Source organism: Acinetobacter sp. YH12251, assembly GCF_013417465.1.
Lineage (GTDB): Bacteria > Pseudomonadota > Gammaproteobacteria > Pseudomonadales > Moraxellaceae > Acinetobacter > Acinetobacter amyesii.
Map to the genome: position 1 here is coordinate 1 of NZ_VPDZ01000003.1, position 21,520 is coordinate 21,520.

The window sequence follows — 21,520 nt, forward strand, 5'->3', positions numbered from 1 at the left end:
TACTGACAAAAATTTGCTCAAATAAACTTCGAGTAATTTCTACCATCAATCAATGAAAATAATTTCGATCGATCAATCAGTAAAAATCCACACAAGTTGTTCTTCATAATCTCTTAATGATCTTCTTGTTGGTTCGTCACCAGCAAGCTAGGTCGGCTATATTACTCTTTATTTCTAAAGAGTCAACTGGTAATTCAAATTATTTTTAAACTTAAAAAATAAAACCCAACTTAATCAATTCAACCAAGTCATTGTTTTATCAGAAGTTTTAATCTTCATCACCGCCGATGGATGTGCATTCTACAGCATTTCACATCCGTTGCAACACCCTTTTTCATTTATTTTTATTTTTTCATTACGTTTGTTTATTTATTCTACTAAATTAAGTTTTTTTACTATTTTTTGAGCATAAAAGGGACGATATTTCCATATTTGTCCGTTAATTTATCTTTTTCATTCTTTTCTTGCCATTTTAAAGCTCGGCAATCGACATATTCACAGTAGCCACCCTCCCCACACTCGATTTCGTCGTTAATTTTAATTTGATAGTTAAAGCTTCCTGCATAGCCAGCGCCGAGTCCAAATTTAAAATCCCCACGACTCTGCGCTTGTATATGTATTTTCATTTTGTCATTTTGGTAAATCCATTCAAATTCACGTGGCAAATACATTTTTTGCAAATTTGGGGTTTTAACAGCGGGATAAACGCGCATGACTTTAAAGAACACACCTTGGTCTGCCATGAACACTTGCTGCTGATTTAAATCTCTTAGATATAAACGCGAACTCAAAATATTGTTATAACGATCTCGCGTTTGCATAAAGATAATTTGACGTTGTCGACTAAGGTTAATCACCTGATGGGTATAAAACGCTAAAGGTAAATATGGGAACTTGCGTATTTGTGCATAGGATAATACCGCCAGCTGATTTACATCATACATCTGGCCCTGAAATTTGATTTGACCTTCACATTGGCACATCACCGACCAATACTCAGCAAGACCTAATCTCAACTTAATTAAACACGAAGAAATATCGGTAGTTTGCACGGACAAATCTAAACTGAGTTCAGTATCTTCTCGATGGATTTGAAATACCGCTCCATCCCAACCAATCTGCTCTTTATCTCTAAATTTAAAGACGGTATCACTCAGACTACAGTCGTCTTTGATGGAATATGATTGTAATTGCCCAACCATATGACCGCTCACACTGGTCAATACTGTGGCTGTATTGAGTTCGTCTTGTTGAATGGACACAGGATTTTGAAAAGCGGGAATCTGAGGCTGACCGAGCCAACTTATAAAGTTAAGATAATGTAAGGGCGCAGGAAGATTCGGTAGACAGAGTCCATAATGGACTGAAGGGTAAGGCGTATTCGGCGCATGTAGATTTATTTTTTTATGTTGTAAATCTGGAGCTTGATTCAGTCGTCTTGATTGATCCAAGAAATCTTGAAATATATGCATATCAAGCTCCTTTTAATTTTTATTTCATGTTTTAACTCATGCTTCAGCCTTTTTTGCCATTAAGGTTGTGACAAAGCCAGACAATGCATAAATTACTGAAATAATTAAAATACCCATTGGAATATTATACGTTACGGCAGCTAAAATGAAGACTATGATTGGCAACACCGCAAATGGAACACGGCGACGATCCACAGTTTTAAATGAATAGTATTTTACATTTGAGATCATCAATAGACCCACTGCAATAATCACTACCGCATTAAAAATCTGAATACCTGTTTCGCGTAAGTCGAAGACCGCAGGGATATCCATACCTACCCATACCAATGAAATAATCATAACGGCTGCGAGTGGACTTGCAACACCAATAAAATAACGTTTATCGACAACCCCAATTTGTACGTTAAAACGTGCCAAACGGAAGGCTGCACATGCGGTGTAAACAAAACATGCTGCCAGGCCAATACGGCCTAAGTCATTTAGACTCCAGCTATACATTAAAACGGCAGGTGCAACACCAAATGCTAGCAAGTCCGACAACGAGTCAAACTGTTCACCAAAAGGACTTTGTGCGCCGATAGCACGTGCGACACGTCCATCCAAACCATCAAATAATGCTGCAAGGAAAATGGCATAAATGGCTTGTTGAAACTCACCATTCATACTGGCAATTATTGAATAAAAGCCGGATAACAACGCTGCAGTTGTAATCAAGTTTGGCCACAGATAGATCCCACGACGTTTCACTTTATGCCCTTCATGGGTATGCTCCTCTTCTTCAACTTCAAATGTAATGCCATCAAATGCATTTTCATCCTTTGAAGAAATTTCCCGCTCAGGTTTATTTGTATTTGTCATTGTTCGATCCTAACTGTGACCTTTCTTTTTCAAGTTTAAAATTATTCGCCAACCAACCAACGTACGGCTGCATGACCACCATTTTCATTCATACGAAGATGTGGGAACAACCATTGTAATGCTTCGTCCGCATCTTCAGAGAATTTCCAAGGTGGGTTAATCACCAATAAACCACAACCATTCAGTCCGACTGGAGTGTCATCTGGCCATACACAAATTTCGCAAACTAACTGACGACGAATGCCGGTTTTGTACATTTTCTTTTCAAAACGTTCAATCATCGCGCGGTCTTTAATTGGATACCATACCGCAAAAACGCCTGTCGGCCATTTTTTATAAGCAGCCACCAACAATTCTACAAGCTGTGGAAAATCTTTACGTTCTAATTCGTAAGGCGGGTCAATCATGACTAAACCACGTTTTTCTTTTGGTGGAATTACACCCAGTAAACCTTCGTAAGCATCACGCTCATGCAAGCCTGCACGTTTATCAAAAATATTGTGGCGCAATTGTTGGAATACATCGCGCTGCATTTCAAAAATCGTTGCCTTATCAGTTTCACGCATGCCTTCAAGTGCGAACCACGGAGAGCCTGGATAAGCGCCTTTGCCAAAGTTTTCACGCATTTTTTCAACAACTTTTAAATATTGTTGAACACCTTCAGGCGCATTGCGTTTAATCGAATCATCGAGCTTAACTAAACGATGAATACCATTTAAAAACTCACCTGATTTCTGTGCTTCAGAGGTCGAAAGATCATATTTACCTGCACCACCATGTGTATCTACATAGCGATAAGGTTTATCTTTTGCATTCAATCGACTTAATAACTGAAGCAGCAAAACGTGCTTCATCACGTCGGCAAAGTTGCCTGCATGGAAATGGTGACGGTAATTCATGTTTCTTTAATTCCTAATATCAACGGACATTTTAGCATGAAAAATAGTTTCATTCCGATGCTATTCTTGCTCTAGAATACGTCACCTTTTTTTCCACAACTTTATGGATCGTATATGGAAACAGCCTTTCTCCCAAAGTCTTGGCCGGTTGATCAAATCCTCGATGATTTAGATCAACACGGGTTTAGCATTATTGATGACGCTTATCCTGCTGAATATATACATGCACTTGTTGAAGAATGTATGTCAAATTTAAATAAATTTAGGGATGCAGCCGTACAAAATGGAGTCATCAGTAAAATTAGAAGTGATCATATTTTATGGATTAACGACACATTAGATGTCGCACAAGAACACGTTCAAGCCTTAGAACATTTATCAGAACAATTTAATCGCGCATTTTTTTCTAACATTCACGAAGTCGAAGCACATTTTGCTTGTTATAACGCAGGTGAGTTTTATGCACTACACAAAGATAATCCTCAAGGCAAAAATGGACGTGTCATTTCAGCGGTTTATTATTTGCATGAATATTGGCAAGCCGACTGGGGCGGTGAATTGCGCTTACAGGATAAGAATGATGTTTGGCATATTATAGAACCTAAACCGAATCGCATTGCGTTATTCCAAAGTGACCTATTACACGAGGTACTCGAAGCTAAACATCAACGTTTATCGATTACGGCTTGGCTACGTAATGACAACTCGATGTGGTAATTCGAGATTCCTCCTTTAAATCCCTTAAACTATCCTCATATATGAGTCATTCATAGATGAGGATGTACCCGATGCGTCAAAACAGTCATAAAATTATTCAGCGTATTGGCGAAACCGATCAATTATTTCTACAAGGCAACAGCCCTGAACTTGCCCTTGAGCGTGCAGACTTACGCCTGCAATTGGTTAATTTAAGTAAGAACCATCAAGAACAAGTGTATTTTCTGCAAGAAGCCATTGTTCTACTTGAGCAAAGCCGGATTGAATTTGAAGAAATGCCGATTGAGCTATACATCAATTTGTCTGTACATTTAGCCAAAGCTTATATGATATTTTTTGAAATTACCCAAGAGCAGCGCTATGCCCTGATTACCCAGCAGATTATGAAACCGATGTCCAAAGCTGAACATGGCGACATTTACTTCTACTTGGCCTATGCCTCTGCGGTAAAACAGGAACCTGCGTTAACCCGCCACTGGTTAAATAAATACTGCAAATCTCAAGAATTCAAACTGACCACATTACTTGAGCATCCTGCATTTAATCCATATCGCCAAGAAGATTGGTTTGCAGAGTTACGCCAAAGCAAACTGCACTAAATAAAAAAACACCTCTGAGGAGGTGTTTTTTTATTTGTGGAAAAATGAAATCTATGCTGGCTGCAGCTTATATGCATCCATATGCAACTGTTGATTCAGCTCATCAATCCATATAGCCCAATCATCATCTTGTACTAAATGACTGATTAGAAAATCACGCTGCGCTTTATTCCAAAACGGCGCATCATGTAAATTTTCACTTGCAGCAAGCTGATGCGTACGCACGTATAATTCGATCGCAGCTGGACTGCTAGCTAACCCCAATTGAGAAAACAATAAAGCTAAGGATGGTTTATTTTGATTGAGCATCTCGCCCTCCTTATCAACTAATCTGTCATTTATTATTTAATTAACTTATATGATGAAGCTAAAAAAACCTAGCGTTAAAACTAGGTTTGTTGTTTCAAATTGTATTTAGATTTTGCATGATCCGGAAAGCTTATGTTCTGTATGCAATTGTTCATTTAAAATATCGACCACTATGGCCCAGTCATCATCTTTTTTCCAATGACTGATAATGAAGTCACGCTGTGACTTCGTCCAAAATGGCGCTTCATGCAATGGAACATCCATGGTGATTTGATGCGTTTCGATAAATTGATCAATGCCTTCCGGACTTGCATCTAACCCCAATTGTTCAAAAAATAGTTCCAACGTCGGTTGTTGATCAAACATTGCCGTTCTCCTCAAGCCAAAAACATTTCTTCCACTTCATAGTTATCTGTTTAATTGACTTTGTCAGTTGCAACTACATCTCAACGTGTTATTTTTTGTTCAAAACTTAAGCTTGGTATTTTTCGCAGGCCATAAAAAAGCACCCCAAATGGAGTGCTTTTTTTTATAATTTAATTTAAAAAATTAAATTATTTAACCATGTCAGCAACTGCTGCACGTTCTTCTTCAAGCTCGTTTAGAGTGACGTTGATACGTTCACGGCTGAATTCGTCGATTTCAAGACCTTGAACGATTTTGTATTCGCCATTTTCACAAGTTACAGGGAAACCGAACATTACGCCTTCAGGAATACCATAAGAACCGTCAGAAGGAATACCCATAGTTACCCATTTGCCGTTTGTGCCAAGAGCCCAATCGCGCATATGGTCGATTGCAGCATTTGCAGCAGAAGCAGCAGAAGAAAGACCACGCGCTTCGATGATCGCAGCACCACGTTTACCAACAGTTGGAAGGAATACGTCTTTGTTCCAAGCAGCATCGTTGATTTTGTCTTTTAAGCTTTCGCCGTTTACATTTGCAAAACGGTAGTCAGCATACATTGTTGGAGAGTGGTTACCCCAAACTGTCATGTTTTCGATGTCAGAAACTGCAACACCCGCTTTTTGAGCAAGTTGAGTTAACGCACGGTTGTGGTCAAGACGTAACATTGCTGTGAAGTTTTTCGCTGGAAGATCTGGAGCAGATTTCATTGCGATGTAAGCGTTAGTGTTTGCAGGGTTACCTACAACAAGAACTTTAACGTCACGGCTAGCAACTTCGTTAAGTGCTTGGCCTTGACCGATGAAGATTTCACCGTTTACTTTAAGAAGGTCAGCACGTTCCATACCAGGACCACGTGGACGTGAACCTACAAGAAGAGCGTAGTCAGCATCTTTGAATGCAACTTTAGGATCATCAGTACCGATCATACCTTCTAAAAGAGGGAATGCGCAGTCATCAAGTTCCATCATTACGCCTTTAAGCGCTTGTTGAGCTTTCTCAACTGGAATTTCTAATAATTGAAGGATAACTGGTTGGTCTTTACCCAACATTTCACCGCTTGCGATACGGAATAATAAGCTATAACCGATTTGACCAGCTGCGCCAGTAACGGCAACACGAACTGCTTGCTTCATGTAATTATCTCCAATTGAGGAAGGTCATAATGATTAAATAGCTGTTCTATCTAATCTTAATAATCATAAACGGCAAAGATTGTACTCCAATCTTTTGACGCTTGCATGTAAAAGAGAATGCTTTTCAACAAAAGTATGATAGGAAATATAAATAAAATGCCGAAAAAAGCTTAGAAAGAACCTTTAATTATGAAAGTTGCAGGACAATTTCCGACAATAGTCGTAGGGCAACTTTTATACTGCCCATTGTTTTTATAGCAAATTTTAATCTCGGTCAGTAAACTGCCACCACGGGTTTGCATACAGTTAAATTCAATACTTTGGGATACCAATCCGCTGTTCATACGCAACATTTTATTACGCAAGACATTGGCTTGAATGGATTGGGTTTCTTGGCTAGTCAATTCATCTGGAATTTTTAGCTTATCTGCATGATTAATAATGGTTCTGAAATACTGACTAGCATTCATTGGGATACAGCCGCCGGTAGTGTGCCAAAGCGCCACGCGAGCATTTTCATCAGGCATAATCCGTGCAACCACTTTGGCTTGCAACGGAGAAAGTTTAGCTGAACTATTGGTAGTGCAATCACGGGTAGAAGTTTCTGGATATAGTCCCGTGATATTGAGTGAATACCCTTCCAGACATTTACGTTTTTTACTTTTTAAAGGATCATAGGCGCAAACAGCTGGCACCATTTGCACATCCATCACATAGCCATTAACCACGGGTGCTGCCGAAAGCACAGACACACCAAAGCCTGCACCACTGCCAATGAGCAGTGATGTCAGTATTCGATAAACAGGTCTAATGTTCAATTCGGCATTCATTATTTACCCATATTGCGCCTCAAAACAGGCGCGTTGCTTCAATGCTTATTGCGCATTCCGTAATGGAATCATTTGCATTCGTTTTTCAATCGATTGCGGTCCCTGACCCAATAAAAGGCCGTAATGGGTTGCATTGGTCATCACATGTTTTACATACTCTCGAGTTTCCGTTAATGGGATCGATTCTGTATATTGGTCCGCTGCAATCGCTTGATACTCAGGCTGCCAGCGTCGAGCACGATTTGGACCCGCATTGTAGCCTGCAGTCGCTAATACTGGACTATTACTCAATTGACGTTGAATCATCGATAAATAGAAAGTGCCATAACGGATATTGGTATTCATATCCGTTAATGCAGCGGGGTTATAACTCTCCCCCATCTGACGAGCCACCAATTTTGCGGTGTCTGGCATAATTTGCATTAAACCACCAGCACCGACATGTGAACGTGCGCTAGTGACAAACCGACTTTCTTGACGCATCAAGCCATAAGCCCATGCAGGGTCAATCCCTGCATTACGACTATGACTCACCACATAATTTTGATGCGGCATAGCATAACGTAAAGCATAATTGTGCTGTTTAGTGGTTCGATCTGCCGCATAAATCGCCCGATCATACCACCCCATATCGGTTGCACGTTTAGCTGCGGCAAGAATCATGCCATCATCATGCTTTAAGTAGGCTTGACGCACTGCCCAGTTCCATTCACGGTTAATATAGCTGTCAGATGCATTAATATTGCGCAATGCAAAGGCACGACGGAAGTGAATATCCTGACTGAGACGCTGCGCATCTTGTGACGAAGGCTGCACATTTGACGGAATATTGTTATAAGACTGACCAATTTTGTCACGTGCTAACAAATTATGGTAATCATCGCCAATGGCAAGCTTACGATAAATTTCTTTTGCCGCACGTTTAGATGAGGCATCGCCACGTTGTTCAGAGGCACGTGCTAACCAATATTGCCAACGATCTTCTTGCTTTTGCGAAACGCTCATCGCATCAATTGCACGAATGACACTTTCCCATGCGCCAAAACGAATGGCTTGTCGCGCATAAATCTCGGCTTCTTCTGCACTAAAAGGCAAGCCATAACTCAAATCAAGATAATTTAGAACTTCACGGTTGAAATTATTTTTCATTACCGTTGTACCACCGATATACCCGACACTACGGTATAGGGCTTTTTGTACATCGGCTGGTGTGCCTTCTGCTGCACGTTTCACCGAAGAAATTGCGCCATTTAAGTCGCTATCGGCCAAGCGTCCCATCGCATAAATCAGGTATGCATGATCTTCAGCTGTGGCTTTGGGTGCAGACCATAAATAATTCAGTGGATTGGCTTGAATGGTGTTGAGTTGTGACAAATTAATATTTACGCCAATGGTTTGCGCAGTCGCAATCGCTTGTCCTGACTGACCCGCTCTTAACTGTCCCCACATCCGTTGATGGCGGTCATCTTGAGTCATTAAAGGACTCGACAGCATCATACGGCCCAAGCCCGTACACGAGTCAGGTTGTGAGTTTGTGGTCAACCATACATCTTTAAATTCTGCGTAAACCAGAGGGTCGCCCGACTTTGCGCGGACTTGAGCCATGGCACATGTTTCAGCACGGTCAGCATTAGTCACATATTGCAAAACAGGCTGTGCTGTAGCGAAATCAGCTTGTTTGACTTTTTCTTCAACATAATCTGCGGCTAATTTTTCTGCCATTGCCGAGTTTGGATAGCGCTGTGCAAAATTAATAATGGCACTTGCAGGTTGTGAAGCCAAATTGTTATTCAGTAACCAATATTCTGGATAATAGCCCAAAACATCATTTTGCATGGATGATTGGTATTGTTGTAATAAACTAATATTGCCTGCATTCGCAGCACGTAAAGCATCGTTAAACTGCTCATCTGCGGCTTGGGAAAACGCAGAAATTCCGGAGAGCCCGACACTCAAAGCAAGTAATTTAGCGTAATTTTTCTGTTTAAAATTATGTTTTAACATCCACTTGCCTTCTTTCATGTCATTCTGCTCAGTTACAGCACATCGAACTTTGTTTAGGAATTAGTTTAATAATTCTAAACTCTGCATTGTGTTCTGTTATGTAACCTTATGATTAGCCAATATTAATTTTCAAACATTTTTACTTCATAAATCAATATGGCAGAGTTGTCATTTTAGGCTGTAAGTTTCTAGTAAATTACTGCTAAAATATTGCCCATTCTTAAAATCCCCTTTTTGACCTCCGCAGCTGCACAATTCAATTGATTGAATTGTCTGTCAGCCACGTATGGTTATTGATTTTCATAAAATTCCTTTAGGAGCCTACATGACGGTTCAAACCTTCATCCCGAATAGTGCCCAAGCTGCCCCAGATAACACTGTTACCCAGCCACAGCACACCCCAGCTCAAGATGGAGCAGTGAAAAAACTGTACATCGAAACGCAAGGGTGTCAGATGAATGAGTATGACAGTCAACGTATGGGCGACCTTTTAGGTGATTCTCACGGCTATGTGCTGACAAACGATCCAAAAGAAGCGGATATTCTCCTGATGAATACCTGCTCTATCCGTGAAAAAGCACAAGAAAAAGTATTTTCTGAGTTAGGCCGCTGGCGCAAGCTGAAAGAAAAAAATCCTGACTTGGTGATTGGTGTCGGTGGTTGTGTGGCATCTCAAGAAGGCGACAACATTCAAAAACGTGCGCCTTATGTCGATATGGTCTTTGGCCCACAAACTTTGCATCGTTTACCACAAATGCTTGATCAACATACTGAGCAAGTGGTCAAACCGAAAAAAGAAAAAATTCAGTTGGTGGATATTTCATTCCCTGATATTGAAAAATTCGACTTTTTACCTGAACCGCGTGTAGAAGGCTTTAAAGCGTTTGTTTCTATCATGGAAGGCTGTTCTAAATACTGTTCATTCTGCGTGGTTCCCTATACCCGTGGTGAAGAAGTTTCTCGCCCACTCGATGACGTATTGGCTGAAATTGCCACTTTAGCTGAAAAAGGTGTACGTGAAATTTCATTACTCGGCCAAAACGTGAATGGCTACCGTGGTGAAACCTTCGAAGGTAATATATGCACCTTTGCAGAGTTACTGCGTTTAGTGGCCGAAATTCCGGGCATTGGACGTATTCGTTACACAACCTCGCACCCGCTTGAATTTAACGATGACTTGATTCAATGCTACCGTGACTTACCGCAAATGGTTTCTCACTTGCATCTACCGGTTCAAAGTGGTTCGAATGACGTTCTACAAGCCATGAAACGTAACCACACGATTGATGTATATATCGATAAAATTGCTAAATTACGTCAAGTTCGCCCTGATATGCATTTATCTAGCGACTTTATTATTGGCTTTCCGGGTGAGACTGACGAAAACTTCGAAGAAACTTATCAATTTATCCAAGATATGGATTTCGATCATTCATACAGTTTCATCTACTCAAAACGTCCGGGTACTCCTGCTTCAGAACTTGAAGACACGACCCCTGAAGATGTGAAAAAAGAACGTCTTGCAAAAGTTCAACAATGGATTAAACAATCCAGTATCGATAAAACTGATGCAATGCTAGGGACCATTCAACGTGTCTTGATTGAGTCTGTTTCAGACAAAGATCCGAACTTGCTGATTGGTACTGCAGACAATACACGTTTGGTTAGCTTTATCGGTGATCCTGCATGGGTTGGGCGTTTTGCAGAGATTGAAGTGACAGATATTAAAACTTTGAAGTTTGTTTACGGTGAACTCTTGAATCTTGAGCCTGACGTGGCGTAATGTAAGCTTAATCGTCAGACCAATTTAAAGGAATTCTCTTGACTGCAGCGATTCGACGTACTGTAACTTTTGCTGGTATTCCACTTGACCGTTTACAAAGCATGCTCGGTGCCTATAACGGTCATCTCAAACAAATTGAACAACGTTTAGATGTCAAAATTTCTCATCGTGCAGATGCTTTTTTTGTCGATGGGGAAATCGATGCGGTAGAGAGAGCCGAAAGTCTCCTTCACCGTCTTTATGAAGAGTCCGAAACCAATCCACAGATTAGTGCGGACATTTTACACATGATGATTCAAGGCAGTCAGACTGACCGCGAAATTCAGGAAGATTTTTCTGAAAATGAGCATACCGGTTTAGACAATGTTTATCTACAAACCCGTAAAGGTCGGATCAATCCACGTGGTGCCAATCAAAAACGCTATGTACAGCGTATTTTACAAAGCGATATTTCATTTGGTATCGGCCCAGCGGGTACAGGTAAAACTTATCTCGCGGTCGCCGCTGCTGTAGATATGCTAGAACGTAACGAAATTCAACGCATTTTATTGGTTCGCCCTGCGGTTGAAGCCGGTGAAAAATTGGGTTTTTTACCCGGTGATTTGAGCCAAAAAATTGACCCTTACTTACGTCCGCTATATGACGCTTTGTATGAAATGCTCGGTTTTGAAAAAGTCGCAAAACTGATTGAACGTCAAGTGATTGAAGTTGCACCACTGGCCTACATGCGTGGTCGTACCTTAAATCATTCTTTTGTGATTTTAGATGAAGCACAGAACACTACCCCTGAACAGATGAAAATGTTCCTCACCCGTTTAGGCTTTGGTTCTCGAGCGGTGATCACGGGCGACATTACACAGGTCGATTTACCTCGTGGTCAACAATCTGGTTTGGCACATGCCTTACGTGTGATTGAAAAAATCAAAGAAATTCATATTACTCGCTTCCACTCTCGTGACGTGGTACGTCATCAATTGGTTCAAAAAATTGTTGAAGCTTATGAGGGATGGGACAGCGAACAACATCGCCTCACGGCTGAACAACGTGCAGAACGTAAAGCACGTCAGGAAGCTTTGGTGGCGGACAATGATGCTAAAGCTGATGGGCAGCATCAAGACGAAAACATTTAAGGATTCATTTTGAAACTTAATCTCTCCTTGCAGCAAAATTTTCAGTCACCTGAATTGGTGGTGAAACGTGCGCATATCAAAAAAGTCGTGGAAACGGCTTTACGTCATATCGATACACAAAGTGATTGTGAGATCGGTATTGCATGTGTGGACAATGACGAAAGCCACAAATTGAACTTGGAATATCGTGGTAAAGACAAACCGACTAATGTGTTGTCTTTTCCGAGCGATCTCCCCGATGAAATGGCTGCAGTTTTAGACTCATTTCCGATTGGCGACTTGGTGATTTGTATTCCTGTGGTTCTTCGTGAAGCACAAGAACAAAGCAAAGCACCCCTGACCCACTTTACGCATATGCTGGTACACGGTACGTTGCACCTCATGGGTTACGACCATGAAACCTCTGATGAAGATGCTGAAGAAATGGAAGCGTTGGAAATCGAGATTTTAGCCAAATTAGGGTTTGATAACCCTTATCTGGAAAGAGATTAAGAACAAAAAAGCGAGCTACGGCTCGCTTTTTTTATCGTCATAAAAACCAAGGAAGGAAAGATATGCAATATATCGTGATTTTTAAAGCACGCATTTGTACGCTTGATGAGCTGTATTTTTCGACTGCACAGCAGCTTAGAGACAAAGCCTTGACACACTTTAACTGTCAACATTTTGAAGCGCTGACAGAGGGTGAGCATGAAATCGCCCTTTCCTACTGGAATACATTAGAAGACATTCGAGCTTGGCAGCAAGATGCACAACATCTAGTGGCGCAACAATTGGGGAAAAACCAATGGCATGCGAGTTTTAGCGCCGAAATCTGCGAAGTTTTGCGACGCTATCGCGACTGAATTTTAACGCACCTCAAATTCTGCTTCTGCAGGATCGAAGCGCCAAGTACGCACAATACGAAGTTCTGAGATGTCTTTCATTTTGGCATCAAACAAACCAAAAGGTGCCGCCTTACGTACAGAGGTTTTTGCAGCTTCGTCCAATAAGTTTGAACCTGAACTTTCGATCAAACGAATGGCACGAATCCCGCCATTACTGTTCAAAATAACCATTAAACGTACTTCACCGCGTAGCTGTTGCTGTTTTGCCGCTTCAGGATAATAACGGTTACCGTAAAATTCGACTTTTTCGCGAAATTTTTCCATGTAAGCAGCAGAAACATCTTGCTTGGCTTGAATACCATCAATGGTTTTAATTTTTTGCTGACGGCTAAAATTTTGTTGGCGTTGTAAATATTGAGCTTCGATACTCGCCACCATCGCAGCCTTGGCCTGAAACTGACTATTCAACTCCTCAACGGCTTTTTTGCGACTGTTTTCTTCCGCTTGTTTTTGCCAACTCAAGGTTGTCATCAACACTTTGTCTTCAAAGCTCAGCTCTTTCTTTTGTTGCAGTTGTTCTAAAGCTTCGCTTTTTTGCTCCCCGGCTTTTTGTTCGATCATCGGTGCAGGCATGTCACTCGACATACGATGTGACTCACGGAATGTCCCTGAGCCCTGCTGATCGGCTTGTGCTAAAAAGTCTGCATGTTCAATTTTTTCCGTCGTAGAACGTAAAGAAACTGCAATTTCTTTGGTGTTATAATCCGCCTCTTGGGGCATGGAAAATTGCATGGTTAAAAAAGCCAAATGCAACACAGCAGCAAACGCCAATGCAGTTGCAAATATGGGATCTTTCCACCACTCTTTCATCAAGGGCATGAACGTTATTTTTTTCAGCATCACATTAAACCGACAATTTGCCGCATTCCCCAAACTGCTTAAAACAGTATAAAATAAAACTCGTATTCATTTTTTGATGAAAACGAGAAATCCATCAACACATAGATAATGCACAATTAAAATCATGAAAATGGTGCAATTTATTTTGCTAAACTGCAAGATCAAAACCTTGTGTTTTTATAGAAATCGACAAGATAAACATCGTCAAAAAACATAATTTGTCAGGATGCACTTCTTATGCAAACGCTAGTTTCCAATATCGCTAAACGTATACGCCAAGTGTACCAAAAAGCTGAAGGATTTATTGAAGATGAGCGTGAATTCCCAATGTCTCAAGTGTTTTTAAATGCGACATTTCAGCGCTTTGTGACCGATAATGTGAAAATGCTCAAAGACTTGCATGCTGACCTGCATGATGACTGGCTTCGACTGTATGCCACATTGGATTATAACGGGCTGATCATAACACTCTCTGTCGATTTAAAACTGGTACAGATGGAACTCAACAAACAAACCCAATTGATCGTATTTGAACAAATTAGTGATACACAAGTGATTGAAGCGAAGTATCCAAATGTTCTGTATAAGATGGGCGTGCGCATGGCGTTATGGTTCTATCAAAAAGTACTCAACCAAGATCCATTGGGTATGATTTTGGAAAAGCTCAATGTGATCAAAGTTAAAGATGATTTACTGTATTTAGACCTGAATCGCTGGCTCGGTAAAAGTCGATCAATTATCGACACACTGGGCAAAGTCCATGTCAACCATGCTGTTTTACGTGAGGCCGAATTGGTGGTGATTGGTAATGTTAATTTAACCGCATTGTTCACCAAGATGTCGCAAGAACGGATAGAAGACTGGGATGACTCAAATTTAAAAGACGATGAAGTCACGCCAATTAAGCAAAAGGAAAGCTAGACTTATCCTGTACTTAGATATCTTGAGCCTATAAAACGCTACACAACATATACATTAGGCACGGATTTGTGACGTGATTCTCCACAATCCAGCCGCATAATAAACATATCAGGTGGTTTAGCCCATCGCACTTCTATTGAATAGGAAAACCATACTTATGGCACATTCAGTTTTGAAAAATTTAGGTCTTGTTGCTGGGGTATCGACTACACTGCTTTTGACTGGTTTCTCAAGTCAGTCATTTGCCATGAGTCCATTCCAAGCAAGCTACCAGTTTAATTACAACGGCAAAAACTTGGGTTCTGCAACACGTACCCTAAAACAATCTGGGAATAACTGGACGTATGTTTTCGCAGCAAAAGCTGGTGCGATGGCCTCTGCAACTGAAACCAGTCGTTTTAGTTTAAATGGCAGCCAAATTCACTCGAACAGCTTTAGCCGCAGCAGCAAAATTTTGGTGCACAACAACACCATGAATATTAATTTTAATGCTGGCGCAAAAACCATTAATACCAAAAAAGATGATAAAGCGCGTTCATTTGCGTGGAAATCAGGTGTGTTAGATGAACTCAATGCTGAATTGCAAATTCGTGAGGATTTAAAAAATGGTGGTTTGAAATCGAATTACTACATTGCCGATGCCAAAGAGGTTGAAGCTCGTAAGTTCGTGAAACAAGGCACTGAAAAAGTGAAAACCACTTACGGGACTTTTGACACCGTGAAAGTCGTGATGCGCCATGACAAACCTGGCCGTCAAACCACCTTCTGGTTAGCACCAAAACTAGATTATCTACCTGTCAAAGTTTCCCACCAAGACAATAAAACCTCTTACGGTTTATTGTTAACGGGCTATAAAGGTGCAACAAATTAATTGATTTGATCAATTTCGCTTGCATTTTTCACGGTGCTTTTTAAAATACGCTTTTGCTTTAAAAAGCACCTGCCCCCTCGAGGATTCTCCCGTGCACGCTCTGGAACAGAAAATCTTAGCTGAAGGTATCGTTCTCTCTGAAGAAGTTCTGAAAGTCGATTCTTTCCTGAACCACCAAATTGACCCTGTGATGATGCAGCAAATTGGTCAAGAATTTGCCCGTCTTTTTAAAGATGCTGGCATCACAAAAATCATTACGATTGAAGCATCAGGTATTGCACCTGCAGTAATGGCTGGTCTTGAACTTGGTGTTCCTGTGATTTTTGCACGTAAATATCAATCTTTAACCTTAAAAGATGATTTGTATCGCTCAAAAGTGTTTTCTTTCACAAAACAAACTGAAAGCACTATCGCGATTTCTAAAAAGCACATCAATGCTGAAGATAAAGTTTTAGTGATTGATGACTTTTTGGCCAATGGTCAAGCGGCTTTAGGTCTTGCAGATCTTATTCATCAAGCAAGTGCTGAAGTATTGGGTATCGGTATCGTGATTGAAAAATCATTCCAACCTGGTCGTGATATTTTGCTTGAAAAAGGCTATCGCGTTGAATCATTGGCACGTGTGAAATCACTGGCGAATGGTACAGTTGAATTTGTACGTGACTAGTTTGCGTTCAAAAGAAAAAAGAACACATCAGGTGTTCTTTTTTTTGCTAAAAATTTGCCATTAAGGTGACATAAAGCGCACTTTTTAACGCCTTAGTTACAAGCAGACAAAACATCGGTGTGCAAAACTCGATAAAATTCAGGAAAATCGTCACATTTGATCGAATGAGTCAACTACTCATCTGTCAAATTACATTATGCTGCACCATAAATTCGGCCACTTTATTTTTTAAGGCTATGGAAAGTTATGAATACAGAAGAGCAAAACATGGAATCGACAGTTAAATGTCCAAAATGTGGATCAACCCATATTGAAAAGCGTAACCATGAACAAAACTTACAAAAAATTGGTGGTGTCTTACTCAGTGGTGCAGGAACTGCTGCAGGGACTGTCGGTGGTGCGGCATCTGGCGCATCTATTGGTGCTGCGATTGGTGGCGTGACTGCTGGCCCACTTGGCGTGATTATGGGCGGAACCATCGGGACTTTTGTTGGTGCAATTAGCGTCGGTATTACAGGCGGTTTTCTCGGACACCGTTTTGGTAAAAAAGCCGGCGTGATGGTCGATCAAAATATTTTTCTCGACTACCAATGTTTAGATTGCAAACAGCGCTTTGAAGTTGAGCAACAGCCTGAAGACGCTGCAAAGACTTCGGATTAAGACTAATTTGGATATTAAAAAAGAGCGCTTCAGCGCTCTTTTTTAATAGGTTATTGTTTTTCTAATATGTATTTCTAGTCTATTGAAATGCTATTCGAAAACCATGGCGAATCAATTATTTTGAAACATCAGTTAAAGATTTTGAGTCCACTTTAACTTGATCTTGTTTCGCTAAAAATTCTTTTTCTTCGGCTTTTTCTTTTGCGGGAAATCCATACTGTATAAACTGGCATTGCCGTACACAAGGAAGATGCAGCCAATACGGAACACAGGAAAGTCATTAGAAAATTAACAATAGACATCACACACCCCAAAGAAGAAATTTAAATACAAATCATGTAATCAAAAAATAAAAATAACGCGCCCAAAGAGAGAGCAATATTCGACTCGAAACCATCACTGAGCAGGCTGTATTTAAAAACTTTCAATATATTGTTGATATCATTTATTTTTAATATTTCAGGAATAGTTCGACAGATTTATTTTTATATTTTGGTCGGTATACAACGACATAAATAAAAAGACGTCACACGTAAATAAAGCAAGAAAAGTGAAATATTTAAGCCTTTTCTTGCCCGTTCGCTACAAAGTTAGCGCAACTTCCTAGAACATGTAAGTATCAAATCAACTTTTTGACGACTTCGCCTAGGCGTTTACCCAGCTCTTCACACAAGTTACGCTCATCTTGACTCAATAACTGATCATGGCGTGGACCACTGACATGGCTTGCACCATAAGGTGTACCACCCGTTTTGGTATTCGATAATGCCGGATGGGCATTACTTAAACCCATAACCATCATTCCGTGATGAAACAAAGGCGGCAGCATGGTCAGCAAAGTACTTTCCTGTCCCCCATGCATTGAACCTGAACTGGTAAACACACAGGCAGGTTTGCCATGTAATGCGCCATTGAGCCAAAGCGCTGTGGTTTGATCCCAGAAATATTTCATTTCCGACGCCATATTACCAAAACGTGTTGGCGAACCAAGGGCTAAACCTGAGCAATGCGCTAAGTCATCTAAGCTACAGTAAATATCGCCTTCGGCAGGAATACTGGGCTGCACGTCAGTCACCACAGCGGATAAATTTGGAACGGTTCGTATTTTTACCGCCATTCCCGACGCTTCAATTCCATTGGCAATCAAATGTGCCATCTCACGTGTTGAACCATATTTGCTGTAATACAGCACTAGTACATAAGCTTGCGTCATTTTTATAAATTCAATGAAAAAAGAAAACTATACGGTATTTTTCCTATTTTTTGGTTAAGCTAAGTGATGAAAATTGCATAAACATGACTAAAATAACTCGAGACTTGAACGAATGATCGAAGCATTTTTAAAAAAACTTCCCTTTTACGACAAGAAATGGTTTCAGTTTGTTTTATTTGTCATTCGACGTTTTGAAGCCGATCGCTGCCGTGAACAAGCAGGATCATTAACCTATACCACCTTGTTTGCAGTGGTACCCATGTTGACCGTATTCTTGGTCATCATCTCCTCAATTAAAGCTTTAGAACCTGCTCGTCAACAGCTTCAACAATTGATTTATAGTAATTTCCTACCGAAAACGACAATTGCTTTTGATAAAGCACTGAATGCATTCACCGATAAATCCAGTAACCTGACTGTTATTGGTGTACTGTTTTTATTCATTACCACAGTTATGATGCTGACCAGCATTGAGACAGTATTTAACCGAATTTGGCGGGTGCGTGAGACACGTGGCGGCATTATTGGCTTTATGCGCTATTGGACTATTATCTCATTAGGCCCAATCTTACTGGGTAGCGCATTTGTTGTGTCATCTACCTTGGCCTCTATGAATGTCCTCAGCAATAATTTTGCCGGCTATGAACTGGATGGGGCTTTTCTGCTGTGGATCTTGTCTTTTTCATTGACTATTTTAGGTTTTTTCATTCTGTATTGGACGATTCCCAACCGCAGTGTGCCGATTAAGGCCGCGCTGATCGCGGGTGTCTTTAGTGCGGTGGTCTTTGAACTGCTCAAAAACCTCTTTGGCTTTGTCATGTCAAATTTCACCAGTTATCAAATCGTTTATGGTGCATTTGCTGCGGTGCCAATTTTCCTGCTTTGGATATTCCTTTCATGGAATATCGTACTGATTGGGGTAGAAATTAGTTATGCACTGACCGCTTTCAATTCGGGCAACGACCAAAAACGCCATCCTGTGATTATGTTGATGGATTTGCTTGAATTATTTTATAAAAAGCAAAAACTCGGTCAGAGCGTGACAGAAAAAGAAGCACTTGAGGTTTTAGGGCGTGATGAAATCGGCCGCCTGCCAAGCTATATTTTATTGTTTGAAGAGCAACACCTGATTAAACGTACAGATGATGATCATTATGTTTTAGTTCGTAATTTAACCCAAGTGGACTTTTGGAGTTTTTACAGTAAGCTGCCCTATCCGCTCCCTAAACGGCAAGATTTAGGTCGCGTCGATCCAGATGATTTTTGGATGGAAAAAATTGGGCCGCAATTGGTCGAATCTGATGATTATCTTGCGGCCAAACTCTCGATACCGCTTGCGACTATTTTTGAAGAAAAATAAGCGTAAATAAAAAAAGGAGAGCCGTAGCTCTCCCTTTTAATTTATACATGATATTAGATCGCTGTGCACTGATGTCCCATCAATTTAGACAACCACCGATGCAAGGTTACCGTCATCACTCCAACCATTACTAAGGCCGTTCCCAAAATAAAGTTCAGTTCAATCGTTTCGTTTAAGATCAATACGCCAAAGACCAGTCCAAAGATTGGGGTAAGGAATGAAAAAACGCCCAGACCATTGGCCAGATATTTACTTAACAGCCAAAACCAAAGCATCAGGCTAAAAAATGAAATAATGAGCACATGAAAAATCATACTGCTGATGGACAACACCGTCCAATGTACAGTCATTTGTCCTGTCAGCCACGCCACGGGTAATAAAAATACACAACCACCAACCAATTGATAAAACAAGGTCTGAGTCGGAGGTGCATTAGAGAGTTTGGTGAGTCTTAATGAAATAGTGGTCAAGGCCCACATCACCCCTGCAAGTAGCGCCATCGCATCACCCAACAGTGCTTGAGTGTTGACTGTAGTGCTACTTTCACGTCCCATAAACGATAGAACAATACCTGAAAAGGCAATAAAAATACCGACCCATTGGATCGCTGTGAGTTTTTCTTCAGGCAACTTCCAATGTAAACCTAATGCCACAAAAATCGGTGCGGTATAGAGCAAGACAACGGTATGTGATGCAGAGGTATAGCGCAGGGATTCTGCCACTAAAATAAATTCGGCTGAAAATAAAAACGACACCCAGATACCCGGCAGCAAGTATTCGCGTGTATATAAATGTGTTCCCGGCTTAAGACGAATCAGTGGAAAGACCAACAGCGCAGCCAAACCCGATCGGATGGCAATTTGCATGATCGGCGCAATATCAACCGCGGCCAATTTCAAAATGACCTGTTGAATCCCTAAAATCATGCACAAAATAATCATCAAACCAGAAGCTTTTGCATCTAGCGCCTTACGCTGTTCCACACTATTTACTCGACAATACGACACGCAACACTATAGAACTGTCAGAAATAAAATATATACTTCAAAATAGACAAGTGATCTTCTTATTCAGGCAAAATTTCTCATGCGTCATAAAGCTCGTGCAGATCATACGCAGTTGCAACAACTTCCCACCAACGATGAAATTCAAGCAGCACTGTGGATCAGTTTTCGTGACGATCCTGCACTGTCTGTTTATCCCGTTCATGGACATGCTTGGGGCGAGTTTGTCTATGCCTTTAATGGCGTAATGGAAGTGAACATCAATCAAATAGACTATATTACCCCTCCACCTTATGGTATCTGGCTTCCCCCACATTTAGAACATAGTGGTTTAAATCGTACAGCGGTTTCACATGGAACCTTATATGTACATGAATCGCTATGTACTCACTTACCGAAACAACCGGGGATTTTACTCAGCTCACCTTTAGTTACAGCGATATTCAGCCATTTGCGTCTGTTGCATCAACAAGCCGATCTCATGGAAAATACGGCCGAGTATCAACGCTTACTCCATGTGATCTTAGATCAACTGCATCAAGCCAAACTGGTCAGTAGTTATTTACCGCATTCGGATCACCCTGCCCTCAAACAGCTGCTTGATTATTTACATCAACATCCTGCAGATCAGAGCGCGCTTGAGCAATTGGCACAGCGGATAAATATGACGGAACGTACTCTTGCGCGTTATTGTCAAAAAGAACTTGGGATGTCACTGCATGAATGGCGACAACGTCTCAAAGTCATGAAAGCCATGTCCATGCTCAACGCAGGCCAAACCATCGAAAATATTGCCTTAGAACTTGGCTATGCCAATGCCTCAGCGTTTATAAATATGTTTAAAAAATGGATGCTTTGCACCCCAGATCAGTTTAGGAAATCTACCTTAAAGCCCTAAATGTGTTTAAATTTAGCTATAAGGGTCTCTATAAAGTGATTCAACAATCCGTTA

Annotated in this window: 23 protein-coding genes; 12 read left to right on the forward strand and 11 right to left on the reverse strand. The window is 40.8% G+C overall.

The genetic code is table 11. The annotated features are described in order from the left end of the window. Positions 1-395: 395 nt before the first annotated feature. The 3 genes from FTV27_RS03145 to FTV27_RS03155 are packed head-to-tail and all read right to left on the reverse strand — an operon-like array spanning position 396 to position 3,232. Positions 396-1,472 (reverse strand): DUF6670 family protein, encoded by a 1,077-nt coding sequence (locus tag FTV27_RS03145; RefSeq protein ID WP_180077062.1) that lies wholly within the window; start codon positions 1,470-1,472, stop codon positions 396-398. Positions 1,473-1,508: 36 nt separating this feature from the next. Then, positions 1,509-2,333 (reverse strand): CDP-diacylglycerol--serine O-phosphatidyltransferase, encoded by an 825-nt coding sequence (pssA, locus tag FTV27_RS03150; protein ID WP_180077063.1) that lies wholly within the window; start codon positions 2,331-2,333, stop codon positions 1,509-1,511. Positions 2,334-2,374: 41 nt separating this feature from the next. Next, positions 2,375-3,232, reverse strand: a complete 858-nt coding sequence (locus tag FTV27_RS03155; RefSeq protein WP_078189232.1) for a 23S rRNA (adenine(2030)-N(6))-methyltransferase RlmJ — start codon at positions 3,230-3,232, stop codon at positions 2,375-2,377. Between the two features lie 114 nt (positions 3,233-3,346). On the opposite strand from FTV27_RS03155, the gene FTV27_RS03160 reads away from it, so the two are divergent. Together FTV27_RS03160 and FTV27_RS03165 are read left to right on the forward strand one after the other, a co-directional pair. Further along, positions 3,347-3,949: a 2OG-Fe(II) oxygenase gene (locus FTV27_RS03160; RefSeq protein ID WP_180035685.1), complete on the forward strand. Its 603-nt coding sequence runs from the start codon at positions 3,347-3,349 to the stop codon at positions 3,947-3,949. A 71-nt stretch (positions 3,950-4,020) separates the two neighbouring features. Then, on the forward strand, positions 4,021-4,548 hold the full coding sequence (locus FTV27_RS03165) for a hypothetical protein (protein ID WP_180035684.1): 528 nt from the start codon (positions 4,021-4,023) through the stop codon (positions 4,546-4,548). A 51-nt stretch (positions 4,549-4,599) separates the two neighbouring features. Here FTV27_RS03165 and FTV27_RS03170 read toward each other — a convergent pair whose 3' ends face one another. From FTV27_RS03170 to FTV27_RS03190, 5 genes are all read right to left on the reverse strand, one after another. Next, positions 4,600-4,857, reverse strand: a complete 258-nt coding sequence (locus FTV27_RS03170) for a DUF2789 family protein (protein WP_078189234.1) — start codon at positions 4,855-4,857, stop codon at positions 4,600-4,602. 105 nt (positions 4,858-4,962) lie between these two features. Further along, a complete protein-coding gene (locus FTV27_RS03175; protein ID WP_078192425.1) occupies positions 4,963-5,223 on the reverse strand; it encodes a DUF2789 family protein in 261 nt (86 codons plus the stop codon). 188 nt (positions 5,224-5,411) lie between these two features. Beyond that, complete coding sequence (locus tag FTV27_RS03180) at positions 5,412-6,398, reverse strand: malate dehydrogenase (RefSeq protein WP_078192426.1); 987 nt, start codon at positions 6,396-6,398, stop codon at positions 5,412-5,414. Between the two features lie 170 nt (positions 6,399-6,568). Next, the gene (locus FTV27_RS03185) at positions 6,569-7,228 is read right to left on the reverse strand and encodes a ribonuclease I (RefSeq protein ID WP_111885947.1); all 660 of its coding nucleotides are present in this window, start codon (positions 7,226-7,228) and stop codon (positions 6,569-6,571) included. A 45-nt stretch (positions 7,229-7,273) separates the two neighbouring features. After that, positions 7,274-9,250: a lytic transglycosylase domain-containing protein gene (locus FTV27_RS03190; RefSeq protein WP_180035683.1), complete on the reverse strand. Its 1,977-nt coding sequence runs from the start codon at positions 9,248-9,250 to the stop codon at positions 7,274-7,276. A 307-nt stretch (positions 9,251-9,557) separates the two neighbouring features. Here FTV27_RS03190 and miaB point away from each other — a divergent pair, with 307 nt between their 5' ends. The 4 genes from miaB (at position 9,558) to FTV27_RS03210 (ending at position 12,990) form a co-directional block, all read left to right on the forward strand. Then, a complete protein-coding gene (gene miaB / locus FTV27_RS03195) occupies positions 9,558-11,015 on the forward strand; it encodes a tRNA (N6-isopentenyl adenosine(37)-C2)-methylthiotransferase MiaB (protein ID WP_180035682.1) in 1,458 nt (485 codons plus the stop codon). A 38-nt stretch (positions 11,016-11,053) separates the two neighbouring features. Next, positions 11,054-12,145 carry a PhoH family protein gene (locus FTV27_RS03200; protein ID WP_111885944.1) on the forward strand — a complete coding sequence of 364 codons (1,092 nt, stop codon included), beginning with the start codon at positions 11,054-11,056 and terminating at the stop codon, positions 12,143-12,145. 9 nt (positions 12,146-12,154) lie between these two features. Further along, positions 12,155-12,637 carry an rRNA maturation RNase YbeY gene (gene ybeY / locus FTV27_RS03205; protein ID WP_078192431.1) on the forward strand — a complete coding sequence of 161 codons (483 nt, stop codon included), beginning with the start codon at positions 12,155-12,157 and terminating at the stop codon, positions 12,635-12,637. Positions 12,638-12,699: 62 nt separating this feature from the next. Further along, positions 12,700-12,990, forward strand: a complete 291-nt coding sequence (locus tag FTV27_RS03210; protein WP_180035681.1) for an antibiotic biosynthesis monooxygenase — start codon at positions 12,700-12,702, stop codon at positions 12,988-12,990. A 3-nt stretch (positions 12,991-12,993) separates the two neighbouring features. On the opposite strand, the gene FTV27_RS03215 is transcribed toward FTV27_RS03210, so the two are convergent. Then, positions 12,994-13,851: an energy transducer TonB gene (locus FTV27_RS03215; RefSeq protein WP_213066202.1), complete on the reverse strand. Its 858-nt coding sequence runs from the start codon at positions 13,849-13,851 to the stop codon at positions 12,994-12,996. A gap of 258 nt (positions 13,852-14,109) precedes the next feature. Between FTV27_RS03215 and FTV27_RS03220 the strand changes: the two genes are divergently transcribed. The 4 genes from FTV27_RS03220 to FTV27_RS03235 all read left to right on the forward strand — a co-directional run bounded on the left by FTV27_RS03220 (position 14,110) and on the right by FTV27_RS03235 (position 16,991). Beyond that, positions 14,110-14,793, forward strand: a complete 684-nt coding sequence (locus FTV27_RS03220; RefSeq protein ID WP_078192433.1) for a hypothetical protein — start codon at positions 14,110-14,112, stop codon at positions 14,791-14,793. Positions 14,794-14,950: 157 nt separating this feature from the next. Continuing rightward, complete coding sequence (locus FTV27_RS03225) at positions 14,951-15,664, forward strand: DUF3108 domain-containing protein (protein ID WP_180010540.1); 714 nt, start codon at positions 14,951-14,953, stop codon at positions 15,662-15,664. 91 nt (positions 15,665-15,755) lie between these two features. Continuing rightward, positions 15,756-16,331 carry a xanthine phosphoribosyltransferase gene (locus FTV27_RS03230; RefSeq protein ID WP_078189246.1) on the forward strand — a complete coding sequence of 192 codons (576 nt, stop codon included), beginning with the start codon at positions 15,756-15,758 and terminating at the stop codon, positions 16,329-16,331. Between the two features lie 267 nt (positions 16,332-16,598). Next, complete coding sequence (locus tag FTV27_RS03235) at positions 16,599-16,991, forward strand: hypothetical protein (protein ID WP_180077209.1); 393 nt, start codon at positions 16,599-16,601, stop codon at positions 16,989-16,991. A gap of 619 nt (positions 16,992-17,610) precedes the next feature. Here the strand turns inward: FTV27_RS03235 and wrbA are convergent. Next, on the reverse strand, positions 17,611-18,204 hold the full coding sequence (gene wrbA, locus FTV27_RS03240) for an NAD(P)H:quinone oxidoreductase (protein WP_180035680.1): 594 nt from the start codon (positions 18,202-18,204) through the stop codon (positions 17,611-17,613). Positions 18,205-18,316: 112 nt separating this feature from the next. Here wrbA and FTV27_RS03245 point away from each other — a divergent pair, with 112 nt between their 5' ends. Beyond that, the gene (locus FTV27_RS03245) at positions 18,317-19,564 is read left to right on the forward strand and encodes a YihY family inner membrane protein (protein WP_180035679.1); all 1,248 of its coding nucleotides are present in this window, start codon (positions 18,317-18,319) and stop codon (positions 19,562-19,564) included. A 53-nt stretch (positions 19,565-19,617) separates the two neighbouring features. Here the strand turns inward: FTV27_RS03245 and FTV27_RS03250 are convergent, their stop codons facing one another. Then, positions 19,618-20,547 carry a DMT family transporter gene (locus FTV27_RS03250; RefSeq protein WP_180035678.1) on the reverse strand — a complete coding sequence of 310 codons (930 nt, stop codon included), beginning with the start codon at positions 20,545-20,547 and terminating at the stop codon, positions 19,618-19,620. Between the two features lie 103 nt (positions 20,548-20,650). Between FTV27_RS03250 and FTV27_RS03255 the strand changes: the two genes are divergently transcribed. Further along, entirely contained in the window at positions 20,651-21,466 is an 816-nt protein-coding gene (locus FTV27_RS03255) for a helix-turn-helix domain-containing protein (protein WP_180035677.1), read from the forward strand. The last annotated feature ends 54 nt before the right edge of the window (positions 21,467-21,520 follow it).

What these genes read in the sequence shown, in the direction of transcription:
- FTV27_RS03145 (WP_180077062.1), bottom strand. Translation starts at nt 1,472, where the DNA reads ATGCATATATTTCAAGATTTCTTGGATCAATCAAGACGACTGAATCAA.
- pssA (WP_180077063.1), bottom strand. Translation starts at nt 2,333, where the DNA reads ATGACAAATACAAATAAACCTGAGCGGGAAATTTCTTCAAAGGATGAA.
- FTV27_RS03155 (WP_078189232.1), bottom strand. Translation starts at nt 3,232, where the DNA reads ATGAATTACCGTCACCATTTCCATGCAGGCAACTTTGCCGACGTGATG.
- FTV27_RS03160 (WP_180035685.1), top strand. Translation starts at nt 3,347, where the DNA reads ATGGAAACAGCCTTTCTCCCAAAGTCTTGGCCGGTTGATCAAATCCTC.
- FTV27_RS03165 (WP_180035684.1), top strand. Translation starts at nt 4,021, where the DNA reads ATGCGTCAAAACAGTCATAAAATTATTCAGCGTATTGGCGAAACCGAT.
- FTV27_RS03170 (WP_078189234.1), bottom strand. Translation starts at nt 4,857, where the DNA reads ATGCTCAATCAAAATAAACCATCCTTAGCTTTATTGTTTTCTCAATTG.
- FTV27_RS03175 (WP_078192425.1), bottom strand. Translation starts at nt 5,223, where the DNA reads ATGTTTGATCAACAACCGACGTTGGAACTATTTTTTGAACAATTGGGG.
- FTV27_RS03180 (WP_078192426.1), bottom strand. Translation starts at nt 6,398, where the DNA reads ATGAAGCAAGCAGTTCGTGTTGCCGTTACTGGCGCAGCTGGTCAAATC.
- FTV27_RS03185 (WP_111885947.1), bottom strand. Translation starts at nt 7,228, where the DNA reads ATGAATGCCGAATTGAACATTAGACCTGTTTATCGAATACTGACATCA.
- FTV27_RS03190 (WP_180035683.1), bottom strand. Translation starts at nt 9,250, where the DNA reads ATGAAAGAAGGCAAGTGGATGTTAAAACATAATTTTAAACAGAAAAAT.
- miaB (WP_180035682.1), top strand. Translation starts at nt 9,558, where the DNA reads ATGACGGTTCAAACCTTCATCCCGAATAGTGCCCAAGCTGCCCCAGAT.
- FTV27_RS03210 (WP_180035681.1), top strand. Translation starts at nt 12,700, where the DNA reads ATGCAATATATCGTGATTTTTAAAGCACGCATTTGTACGCTTGATGAG.
- FTV27_RS03215 (WP_213066202.1), bottom strand. Translation starts at nt 13,851, where the DNA reads ATGCCCTTGATGAAAGAGTGGTGGAAAGATCCCATATTTGCAACTGCA.
- FTV27_RS03220 (WP_078192433.1), top strand. Translation starts at nt 14,110, where the DNA reads ATGCAAACGCTAGTTTCCAATATCGCTAAACGTATACGCCAAGTGTAC.
- FTV27_RS03225 (WP_180010540.1), top strand. Translation starts at nt 14,951, where the DNA reads ATGGCACATTCAGTTTTGAAAAATTTAGGTCTTGTTGCTGGGGTATCG.
- FTV27_RS03235 (WP_180077209.1), top strand. Translation starts at nt 16,599, where the DNA reads ATGGAATCGACAGTTAAATGTCCAAAATGTGGATCAACCCATATTGAA.
- wrbA (WP_180035680.1), bottom strand. Translation starts at nt 18,204, where the DNA reads ATGACGCAAGCTTATGTACTAGTGCTGTATTACAGCAAATATGGTTCA.
- FTV27_RS03245 (WP_180035679.1), top strand. Translation starts at nt 18,317, where the DNA reads ATGATCGAAGCATTTTTAAAAAAACTTCCCTTTTACGACAAGAAATGG.
- FTV27_RS03255 (WP_180035677.1), top strand. Translation starts at nt 20,651, where the DNA reads ATGCGTCATAAAGCTCGTGCAGATCATACGCAGTTGCAACAACTTCCC.